9 protein-coding genes and 1 pseudogene are annotated in these 10,077 nt (G+C 63.6%); 5 read left to right on the plus strand and 5 right to left on the minus strand.

The features are described 5' to 3' along the window. Together FLM9_RS04485 and nth are read left to right on the plus strand one after the other, a co-directional pair. The coding region (locus tag FLM9_RS04485; protein ID WP_180365294.1) for a site-2 protease family protein at positions 1 to 443 on the plus strand (443 nt) is incomplete at its 5' end. An 11-nt stretch (positions 444 to 454) separates the two neighbouring features. Further along, entirely contained in the window at positions 455 to 1,162 is a 708-nt protein-coding gene (gene nth, locus FLM9_RS04490) for an endonuclease III (protein ID WP_081340196.1), read from the plus strand. On the opposite strand, the gene FLM9_RS04495 is transcribed toward nth, so the two are convergent. From FLM9_RS04495 to FLM9_RS04505, 3 genes are all read right to left on the minus strand, one after another. Beyond that, positions 1,149 to 1,859 (minus strand): sigma-70 family RNA polymerase sigma factor, encoded by a 711-nt coding sequence (locus tag FLM9_RS04495; RefSeq protein ID WP_180365295.1) that lies wholly within the window; start codon positions 1,857 to 1,859, stop codon positions 1,149 to 1,151. The genes nth and FLM9_RS04495 overlap by 14 nt on opposite strands. A 232-nt stretch (positions 1,860 to 2,091) precedes the next feature. Then, complete coding sequence (locus FLM9_RS04500; RefSeq protein ID WP_074457456.1) at positions 2,092 to 3,006, minus strand: sigma-70 family RNA polymerase sigma factor; 915 nt, start codon at positions 3,004 to 3,006, stop codon at positions 2,092 to 2,094. A 249-nt stretch (positions 3,007 to 3,255) separates the two neighbouring features. Beyond that, positions 3,256 to 3,717, minus strand: a complete 462-nt coding sequence (locus FLM9_RS04505; protein WP_074457457.1) for a DUF3531 family protein — start codon at positions 3,715 to 3,717, stop codon at positions 3,256 to 3,258. 67 nt (positions 3,718 to 3,784) lie between these two features. Between FLM9_RS04505 and FLM9_RS04510 the strand changes: the two genes are divergently transcribed. Beyond that, on the plus strand, positions 3,785 to 4,444 hold the full coding sequence (locus FLM9_RS04510; RefSeq protein WP_074457462.1) for an ABC transporter ATP-binding protein: 660 nt from the start codon (positions 3,785 to 3,787) through the stop codon (positions 4,442 to 4,444). Positions 4,445 to 4,457: 13 nt separating this feature from the next. Continuing rightward, positions 4,458 to 5,366: an Hsp33 family molecular chaperone HslO gene (gene hslO / locus FLM9_RS04515; RefSeq protein WP_074457458.1), complete on the plus strand. Its 909-nt coding sequence runs from the start codon at positions 4,458 to 4,460 to the stop codon at positions 5,364 to 5,366. Here the strand turns inward: hslO and FLM9_RS04520 are convergent. After that, on the minus strand, positions 5,353 to 6,027 hold the full coding sequence (locus FLM9_RS04520; protein ID WP_074457459.1) for a CPP1-like family protein: 675 nt from the start codon (positions 6,025 to 6,027) through the stop codon (positions 5,353 to 5,355). The two genes, hslO and FLM9_RS04520, sit on opposite strands and share 14 nt — an antisense overlap. A gap of 312 nt (positions 6,028 to 6,339) precedes the next feature. Between FLM9_RS04520 and mfd the strand changes: the two genes are divergently transcribed. Further along, complete coding sequence (gene mfd, locus FLM9_RS04525) at positions 6,340 to 9,885, plus strand: transcription-repair coupling factor (protein ID WP_074457460.1); 3,546 nt, start codon at positions 6,340 to 6,342, stop codon at positions 9,883 to 9,885. On the opposite strand, the pseudogene FLM9_RS04530 reads toward mfd, so the two are convergent. Beyond that, positions 9,882 to 10,077: pseudogene (locus FLM9_RS04530) on the minus strand (organoarsenical effux MFS transporter ArsJ); the annotation flags it as partial. The gene mfd and the pseudogene FLM9_RS04530 sit on opposite strands and share 4 nt — an antisense overlap.

Consider the following 10,077-nt stretch of genomic DNA (forward strand, 5'->3'; position numbering starts at 1 on the left):
CCAGCCGGTATCGGCCTGTGGCCGGGGTGGGGGAATGGCTGGCCACGGCAAGCCGGGGCTTCTGGACCATCACGGCCAATACCCTGGCGGGCTATGGCCAACTGCTGACCCACTTCCAGGCCACGGCCCAGCAATTGGGGGGACCTGTCCGCATCGTGGAGGTGGGGGCCCAGTTGGCGCAGCAGGGGGGGGCCAGCCTCCTGTTGTTCACGGCATTGATTTCCATCAACCTGGCGGTGCTGAACGCCTTGCCCCTGCCCGCACTGGACGGGGGCCAGATGGTGTTGCTGCTCTGGGAAGGTCTGCGGGGGCAGCCGCTGCCGGAACGGTGGACCCTGACGGTGAACCGCCTGGGATTTGCCCTGTTGTTGGGTCTGGTGGGGGTGTTAATGGTGCGCGATACCTCCCAACTCACCATCCTCAAATCGTGGTTGACCAGTTGACGCCCAACATGATGCCCAACGTGGACAATCGAGGCTGGCCACCGCCTCCCCAGCGGGCGGCCTTGATCTTTCAACACCTGGGCCAGCTTTACCCGGACGCCCGCTGTTCTCTGGATTGGCGCAATCCCTTCCAGTTGCTGGTGGCCACCATGCTCTCGGCCCAATGTACGGACCAGCGGGTGAACCAGGTGACGCCAGCCCTTTTTGATCGCTTCCCGGATGCCGCCAGCTTTGCCGCCGCGGAGCCGGAGCAGGTGGAACCCTATGTGCGCCCTACGGGATTTTACCGCAACAAGGCCCGCCACATTGTGAGCACGTCGCGCCTGTTGTTGGAGCGCCATCAGGGCCGTGTGCCCAAGTCCATGGAGGCGCTCCTGGAATGCCCCGGTGTGGCCCGCAAAACAGCCAATGTGGTGCTGGCCACAGCCTATGGCCTCAATGCGGGTGTGACGGTGGACACCCATGTGCGTCGCCTCAGCAACCGTCTCGGCCTTGTGGCTGCAACGGATCCAGCCCGCATTGAGGTGGAGCTGATGGCTTTGCTGCCCCAGGCGGATTGGGACCTGCTGTCCATCCGCCTCATTTTCCATGGCCGCGCTGTGTGCAAGGCGCGGCGACCAGCCTGTGGATGCTGCCACTTGGCGGACCTCTGTCCCTCCCATAGGCCGGAGCCAATGGACACCAGGCCGCAAAGGGTGTCCCCGCTCACCAGGATCTGACGTTGGCCAGGTTCACGGTTCGCGCCGCCCTGCGGAGCTTCCGTAGGGCACTCTGATGGATCTGGAAGGTATGTTCAGGACTGAGGGCCAGACTCTTGCCAAGGTCCTGGAACGTGGGGCGCCGGTTCAAGTAGTGGCGTTGCCGCACCACGGCCCATTCCTGGTCCCTCAGCCCAGACGCGTTGATGATCTCCACCAGGTAGTCCCTCTCCAGCACCTGCATCAGTTGATCCATAGGACGGGGACGCTCGTCAATCCATTCATCAAGGGGGGCTGGGTCTCCCTCGACATCCATGTGCTGCTCAAGACTCACCATGTGGAGCAGTTGGGCGGTGCGCCCCAGGTGGCGGATCTGGTCCTGGGTTCCGTTGGCCAGCTTGGCCACTTCTGCCACCGTGGGTAATCGTCCCAGCTTGTCTGATAATCGCTGCACCGTAATCTTCAGGCGGGCCAGGCGATCCGCCACGTGGAACGGCAAGCGAATGGTGGAGCCTTTTTGGGTGATGGACCGTTGTAGAGACTGTTTAATCCACCAGTAGCTGTACGTGCTAAAGCGATAGCCCTTGGCAGGATCAAATTTTTCCACCGCTCTCTGCAAACCGATTGCACCCTCTTGAATAAGATCCTCCAGGGGAAGGCCGCGGTCCTGGTATTTCTTGGCGAGATGGACCACAAGCCTGAGGTTGGACTGAATCATTTGCTCCCGAGCTTGAAGACCTGCTCGGCGCACCCTGGTTGGAGCAGACTCCGGACCACCAGTGTAGCTCCGCCACCTGTGGACGACCTGGCCCAGGCTGGTTTCCTCCTCAGAGGTCAACAACCGAAACTGGGAGATCCTCTGAAACATCCATGCCAGGGTATTTGTTTCTCTGGTCATGGTGCGGGAGATGTTTCAATCGTTCCAGGGCATGACCACAATCCGCGGTGGGTCATGGATATTGTGTTTTCACTGTGCGGGAGGACGTCTTGCAATGGAGTGACCCACCATGGGCGGCCCGCCGTAGCTTGCGCATGGCGTTTTGCTCGATCTGGCGTGTACGCTCACGGCTGAGGCCCAGGCTGCCGGCAATCCCTTGAAAGGGCAGGGGTTGATGGAGACAGTGGCGCTGCCTGACCACCTGCCGCTCCCGTTCAGTGAGCTTGGCGCTATCCATCAGTCTGTCGAGTTGCGCCAAAATGTCCACCTGTTCCAGGGCATCCATGGGTTGAGTGCGCTCGTCCTCGATCAACTCGCCAAGGGAGCTGTAGTCATCCTCGTTCTTCACCTGAGCATCCAGACTTGCCACGCTCAGCAACCGTGCCGTCTGCTCCAATTGGCGAATCTGTTCCCTGGTTTCATTCATGGCAAGAGCCGCTTCGTCCAGGCTGGGGATACGGCCAAGCTGTTGAGTGAGGCGGTGGGTACAGGCTGTCAGTCGCGCTAGGCGATCCGCCACGTGAAACGGCAGGCGGATATTGGAAATCTGCTGGCTCACCGCCCGTTGGAGTGATTGTTTAATCCACCAGTAAGCATATGTACTGAAACGGTATCCGGTGGTGGGATCAAACTTTTCTGCGGCCCGCTGCAGACCACAACTGCCTTCTTGCACCAGGTCTTCCAGGGGCAGGCCCCGGGTTCGGTATTTCTTGGCCAGGTGAACCACCAGGCGCAGATTGGAGCGAATCATCTCTCTCCGAGCACGGAGACCCGACTTGGACAGTCCGGCAGGGGCCTTGTCGGGGCCACCGGGGTAGTCCATCCAGGTGCGAACCGTGCGCCCCAGGCTCACCTCCTGATCAGGGGCCAACAACCTGGAACGACCGATCCCGTCCAGCATCCAGCCAAAACAATCCCGCTTCATCATCTTGACTCCAATCTGCTTATAAGCATGATGCCACAACCTGTGAAATCCCCTTTTCCAGGTTTCGAATTTGGACATCTTTCTTAAGGAAACGCTGGAAAACCTCAAAGTGGGTCCACATAGGATTCCGGCTACCCTGTCACAGCAAGGGTTTTCAAAAGTTCAGGATTGGGGCGGAGGGAGTTCTCCAGCGTTTCCTTAAGTTGGGCATCGCCGTGATGTTGCGTGGCCCCCTCAAGTTGGCCGGATCCCCTAACGGGGCCATGGCTGCCCATCGGCGATAAAGCTCTCGGGCTGCTCCTCCACCGGCCAGTCGCTGTTGATGCCGCCGATCACCACTTCTTCCACCCGCACCACGTCCTGATCCAGGGTTTTCAGGGCATTGATCAGCACGTCCAGGGCCAGGGCATCGCTGGTGCCCAGGTCCACCCAGATGCGACACCATGTCGCCTGGGTTTCCAGATCACCCATGTTGTGCATCACCGCTGCCAAATTGGTGTCGGCCTGCTCCTGGGTGTAGTGCATCCAACTGATGTCCGCTCCCTCCTCATGGACTTGCAGGTTCTCGGCGTTGAAGCCACCCAACTTGCCCAGGTAGTACCAACTGTCGAACATCTCTTGTAGATAGGGCGTTTCCGCCTCGGTGAGCGGTTCCGCCAGGCGGACCCAGATCCAGCAGTTGAAGGGATCAACTTCACGAAAACGCACGTCCATGGGGTATGGCCAAGGGACTCCATCCTGCGCCAGGATGATTGGCTGTTCAGCGGGGCCGTTGGCGACCGTGCTCAGTCTGGAACAGGTGTCCTATCACCCGGCAACAGTTCCCCGCCCCCTGTTAAGGCAGGTGTCCATGGCGGTACGCCCAGGCGAGACCGCCGTGGTGGCGGGCCCCAGCGGCGCCGGGAAGAGCACCTTGCTGGAGTTGGTGGCAGGGCTGATCCAACCGGGTCGGGGGCGCATCTGCTGGCAGGGGAATCCCATGGACCGACGGCAGCGACATCGACGTTGCGGCCTGGTGTTTCAGTTTCCTGAACGGCATTTCCTTGGCCTCACCGTGCGCCAGGAATTGCAACTGGGTCAACGGCGCTTGACGGAAGAACGTCTCGGCGCTGTCTTGACCCAGGTGGGGCTGAACCACGTTCCCCGCCAACAGCCCCCGGAGCGCCTGAGTGGTGGCCAACAGCGGCGTTTGGCCCTGGCAGTGCAGTTGCTGCGGAATCCCCAGGTGCTGCTGCTGGATGAACCCACCGCCGGCCTGGACTGGTCTGTGCGGGACAGTCTGCTGACGCTGCTGGGCCAACTCCGCACAGGGCGGGTGCTGCTGGTGGTGACCCATGAGCCCAAACTGTTCGCTCCCCTCCAGCCACGCTGCTGGCGGCTCCAGGACGGGGGGCTGGAGCCTTATCAGGAGGAACAGCCCGTTACCATCAAGCCTGCGTAGATCCCCTGCTGCCGTGGCCGATCAGATTCTTCGCGCCGTGGCTGCTGATGGCGGCATCCGTATGGTGGCGGTGGAAACCACGGTCTCCACCCGCTATGCCTGCCGTCGCCATGGCCTGTCCTACCTCACCACCACGTTGCTGGGACGGGCCATGGCCGGAGGGTTGCTGCTGGCCAGCAGCATGAAGACCCATCGGGCCCGGGTCAGCTTGAGGCTTCAGTGTGAAGGCCCCCTGGGGGGCCTCACCGTGGATGCCGGTCGCAACGGCGGGGTGCGGGGTTACGTGGCAGCGCCCAATCTGGAGTTGGCGTTGGCGCCCGGGGGCCAGTTTGATCTGGCCGGCGCCGTGGGCAAGGGGCATCTCCAGGTCACCCGGGACGAAGGTCTGGGGGATCCGTTCCAGAGCACCGTGGAGTTGGTGAGTGGGGGCATCGGCGACGACCTGGCCGCCTACCTGTTGCATTCGGAGCAGACCCCCTCAGCAGTGTTCGTAGGAGAACGCATCACCCGCAAAGGGATCCGCTGCAGTGGTGGCCTGCTAGTGCAGGTGTTGCCCAAGGCTGCCAACGAGCCAGCGTTGCTGGATCTTCTGGAGCGGGAATGCGCCGCCGTAGAGGGCTTCAGCCGGGAGTTGGAGGCCCACCGGGGCAACATGGCCGCCCTTCTCCAATCCCTCTTTGGCGCCCTGGATCCCCAAATCCTCGCGGCGCCCCAGCCCGTGCGTTTCCACTGCCCATGCACTGCAGCCCGTTGCCGCGCCGCCCTGCAGCTACTGGGTATCCGGGAACTGGAGGAGATGATTGTTCAGGATGGCGGCGCGGAGATGACCTGCCACTTCTGCGGGGAGGTGTACCACTTCCGTGCGGCTGATCTCCAGCAGGTGATCCACGGCCTGAGAGCTGGCGCCGTCAAGCTACGGTGAGGGCCAGTACCAACTGCACCAACAGGGCCAGCGTGCTGCTGATCTGCACCTCCTGCAACGGTGACGTCACCGCCAGTGGCTGGGTCAGCAGCGCACCCATGGCCAATCCCACGGCCAACCCGGCAAACCCCCAGAAGGTCGCCTTGAAAAAACGCCCGTGGCGCCACAGCAGGTTGAGGATGGTGATCCCTGTGCCCAGGGCCAGGATCAGGGAGAGGGTCCCGGACGGGGGGCTGAACACCACCACCCAGGCCAGCAGCCCGCCATGGACCAGCAGGGGCAGCCACAGCAACTGCCGCTCGGCCAAGGCAAACCTGGGCACCTCCATGGACAGGACGGGCCGTGACCGAGGGCTGGCGGTACGCCCCATGGGGAGCTGGGGAAGGGCTGGCAGCTTGAGCTGCCGCAAGGGGGAGGCTGCCCTGGCTTCCTGCTGGGAGGCGGAGATGGCCCCCTGGCTGATCTTCCCCGCTTGGCGCTGCTTCAGCCGATCCATGAGAACAGCGTCATAGTCGGCCTCAATACGGGCCCTGGCCTGGGGGTCGTCCCCACAAGCCGCCAACTTCTCGGTCTTTGCTGCATGGACGGCATCAAAACTGGCGTCATCGGCGACACCGAGCCGTACGTAGGGTGAGTCTGTCCCGGAGTGGCCTGGTTCCATCAAGCCCTTGTACTGCGTACTACTACAAAGCTTACCCACTTCCCAGGTGATGGAGTGAGGCGGCCGTTGCCGCCAATTCTGTAAGTTTTCGACATAAAGTTACGGATCATCCCCCAGCTCTGGCACGGACAGGCTTCCGGTGTGCATAATTGAGAGTGAGGTGACTCGGCACTCCTCACACGAGGCACAAGAGGACACAGCAAGCTCCCACCGAGTCCCTGGGGGCTTTTTCCAAAATCCTCTTGGTTATGCCTTGCAGATTTGGCCAGGAAGGTTTGTCAGAATCGGTGCGGTTGTGTAATCCCCCGTTCCATGCCCCTTGGCTCCCTGGTGCATCAGCTTCAACAGGCTGCGTTGACCGTTGATTTGGCGCAGCGCATCTGCCGGGGGCAACAACAAGGACAACGGCTGTGTCTCCGTGGCGGCGCCCCCGTGGCCCAGGCGCTGATCACCAGTGCCGTGGCCCGGCAGCAGGGGCGTTCTCTGCTGGTGATCACCCCCACAGCGGAGGAAGCCGGGCGCTGGACCGCACTGCTGGAGACCATGGGCTGGCCCATGGTGTTGTTCTATCCCACCAGTGAAGCCACCCCCTACGAGGATCTGGATCCCACCAGCGAGATCACCTACGGCCAGCTTCAGGTGCTTGCGGAACTGCTGAGGGGGCAGGAGCCGTTGGTGGTGGTGGCCAGTGAGCGGGCCCTGCAACCCCATCTGCCTCCCAAAGCGGCGCTGCAGGCCAGTTGCCTCACCATGGAGCGGGGTGGCCAAACAGACCTGGGCAGGTTGGCCCAGCGCCTGGGTCAACTGGGCTACGAACGGGTCAACACCGTGGAGCAGGAAGGCGCCTGGAGCCAACGGGGGGACATTGTGGACGTGTATCCCGTCAGCGCGGAGTTGCCGGTGCGGCTGGAGTTCTTTGGCGACGAGCTGGAGAAACTGCGGGAGTTTGATCCAGCCAGCCAACGGTCCCTGGACACCGTTGAGCAGCTCTGGCTCACCCCCAGGGGCTATGACCCCCTCATTGCCCAGGCCTTGCGGACCACCGCCGTCCCGGCGGGGCTACAGGCCCTGGTGGGGGATCAGGCGCTGGCGTCCCTACGAGACGGTGAGACACCCAAGGGATTGCGGCGGCTATTGGGAACTGCCTTCCCGCAGCCCGCCACCCTGTTGGACTACATGCCCAGCTTTGGGCTGGTGGTGGTGGACAAACGGCGCAGTTGCCTGGCCCACGGCCAGCAGTGGGTGGACCATGCCGCCAGTCACCTTGAAGATCTGCGCGCCGGGATGGACCCGGCGGCAGCGGCCCTGATGCGGGGTGCCATGCATTGGCCCATGACCACGTGCCTGGAGCAGGCGGATCGCCGGGCGGGATTTGATCTGGCGGAACTGGACACGGCGGACAGCCATCCCCATCACGTGTCCCTCGGGGCCAGGCCGGTGCCCTGTCTCCCCAACCAATTCGGCAAGCTGGGCAAGCTGCTGCGGGACCAGCAGCGGCAGCGCACCCACCTGTGGCTCCTCTCCGCCCAGCCCTCCCGCACCGTGGCCCTGCTGGAGGAGCACGACGCCGTCACCCGCTTTGTGCCTAACGCCCAGGACCGCCCCGCCATTGCCCAACTGCTGGAGCAAGGCATCCCCGTGGTGCTGAAGGCCAAGGGAGTGGCCGAACTGGAGGGGGTGGCCCTGCCGGCCTGGAAGGTGATGCTGCTCACTGATCGGGAGATGTTTGGCCAGCAGTCCTTGGCCAGCAGTGGTTATGTGCGCCGCCGCAAGCGGGCCGCCAGCCGCACGGTGGATCCCTACAAGCTTCAGCCGGGGGACCACGTGGTACATCGCCTCCACGGCATTGGCCGCTTCCTGAAGCTGGAAAAACTCAGCCTCAGTGGCGAGCCACGGGATTACCTGGTGGTGAAGTACACCGACGGTCTGCTGCGGGTGGCCGCGGATCAACTGGGCAGCCTGGGCCGCTACCGGGCCAGCAGTGAGCAGCCTCCCCAGTTGAACCGCATGGGGGGCAGCGCCTGGAAGAAAGCCAAGGAACGGGCCCGCAAGGCAGTGGCCAAGGTGGCCATGGATTTGGTGAAGCTCTACGCCGAGCGCCATGAGGCCCGTGGTCATGCCTTCGCCACCGATGGGCCATGGCAGGCGGATCTGGAGGGGTCCTTTCCCTATGACCCCACCCCGGACCAGCTCAAAGCTATTACCGACATGAAGCAGGACATGGAGGCGCCGCGTCCCATGGACCGCCTCGTCTGCGGGGACGTGGGCTTTGGCAAAACCGAGGTGGCGGTGCGGGGCATTTTTAAGTGCGTCACGGACGGGAAGCAATGCGCCCTGCTGGCCCCCACCACTGTGCTGGCCCAGCAGCACTGGCGCACCATCCGGGACCGCTTTGCCCCCTACCCCGTCAAGGTGGGGCTGCTGAACCGATTCCGTACGGCTACGGAACGCCGTGAACTGCTCCGGCAGCTGGCGGACGGCACCCTGGACGTGGTGGTGGGTACCCATCAGTTGCTGGGCAAGGGCACGGTGTTCAAGGACCTGGGTCTAGTGGTGGTGGATGAGGAGCAGCGGTTTGGCGTCAAACAGAAGGAAAAGCTCAAAGCCCTGCGCAAGGCCGTGGACGTGCTCACCCTCAGCGCCACCCCCATTCCCCGCACCCTGTACATGAGCCTGTCCTCCATGCGGGAGATGAGCCTCATCACCACCCCGCCCCCCTTGCGCCGGCCCATCAAAACCCACCTGCTGCCCATGGACGACGAGGTGGTGCGCAGCGCCATGCGCCAGGAGCTGGACCGGGGTGGGCAGATCTTCTACGTGGTGCCCCGGGTGGAGGGCATCGGCGAGGTGGCGGCCAAGTTGCAGCGCATGGCCCCCGGCCTGCGGCTGCTGGTGGCCCATGGGCAGATGGATGAAGGCCGGTTGGAGGCCACCATGCTGGCGTTTAACGACGGGGAGGCGGACCTGTTGGTTTGCACCACCATCGTGGAATCCGGTCTGGATATTCCCCGGGTGAACACCATCCTGGTGGAAGACGCCCACCGCTTCGGCCTGGCCCAACTTTATCAACTGCGGGGACGGGTGGGCCGCAGCAGGGTACAGGCCCATGCCTGGCTCTTCTACCCCAATGAAGAGACGCTCACTGCCGCGGCCCGCTCCCGGCTGCGGGCCATTCAGGAATTTGCCCAACTGGGCAGTGGCTACCAGTTGGCCATGCGGGACATGGAAATCCGCGGGGTGGGGAATTTGCTGGGGATGGAGCAGTCGGGCCAGATGGAGGCCATCGGCTTTGACCTTTACATGAGCATGCTCCAGGAGTGCCTGGCGGAAATCCGTGGACAGGACATCCCCCAGGTGGAGGACACCCAGGTGGATCTGCGGGTGCCGGCCTTCCTGCCCGAAGCCTGGATTGCCGACGGCAACGAGAAGATGGCCGCCTACCGGGCCGCCGCCAACTGCCAGAGCCTGGAAGAGTTGCTGGCGTTGGCGGCGGCATGGAGTGATCGCTACGGCCCATTGCCAGCGCCGGTGCAGACCCTGCTGCAACTCATGGAACTGAAGCTCCTGGCCCAACGCTGTGGCATCTCCCGCATCCGCCCGGAAAAGGCCAATATCATTCTGGACACCACCCTGCAGGAACCAGCCTTCCGCCGACTGCGCCAGGGTTTGCCCCAGCATCTGCACGGCCGTCTGATCTACCAGGCCGGGAACATCACGGCCAAGGTGATCGCCCGGGGCCTGGGCTCCCTGCCCGCCCCCCAGCAACTCACCACCGTCATGGAATGGTTCCAGGCCATGGCCAGCCAGCTTCCGGGCCTGGAGCAGAAGCAGGCGCCTGCGGCCGTCAGCCGCCCTTAGGCCAAGGAGGACCGGGGCCGGGGCAGCCAGACACTGGCGCCCCAGGAGAGCCCCACCAGCAGGGCCGAACCCCAGAGGCAGGCCGCCATGCCCCCGGCGCCCCCACCGGCCAACTGGAACACCAGGCCGGAGAGCACGGTGCCCAGGAGACGGCCACCGGCATTGGCCATGTAATAGAAGCCCACGTTGAGG

This window comes from Candidatus Synechococcus spongiarum (assembly GCF_900047545.1).
Lineage (GTDB): Bacteria > Cyanobacteriota > Cyanobacteriia > PCC-6307 > Cyanobiaceae > Synechococcus_B > Synechococcus_B spongiarum_C.

Bases quoted from the DNA above. Each gene is read 5' to 3' on its own strand.
- nth (WP_081340196.1), top strand. From the start codon at position 455: ATGCCCAACGTGGACAATCGAGGCTGGCCACCGCCTCCCCAGCGGGCG.
- FLM9_RS04495 (WP_180365295.1), bottom strand. From the start codon at position 1,859: ATGATTCAGTCCAACCTCAGGCTTGTGGTCCATCTCGCCAAGAAATAC.
- FLM9_RS04500 (WP_074457456.1), bottom strand. From the start codon at position 3,006: ATGATGAAGCGGGATTGTTTTGGCTGGATGCTGGACGGGATCGGTCGT.
- FLM9_RS04505 (WP_074457457.1), bottom strand. From the start codon at position 3,717: ATGGACGTGCGTTTTCGTGAAGTTGATCCCTTCAACTGCTGGATCTGG.
- FLM9_RS04520 (WP_074457459.1), bottom strand. From the start codon at position 6,027: ATGGAACCAGGCCACTCCGGGACAGACTCACCCTACGTACGGCTCGGT.
- mfd (WP_074457460.1), top strand. From the start codon at position 6,340: ATGCCCCTTGGCTCCCTGGTGCATCAGCTTCAACAGGCTGCGTTGACC.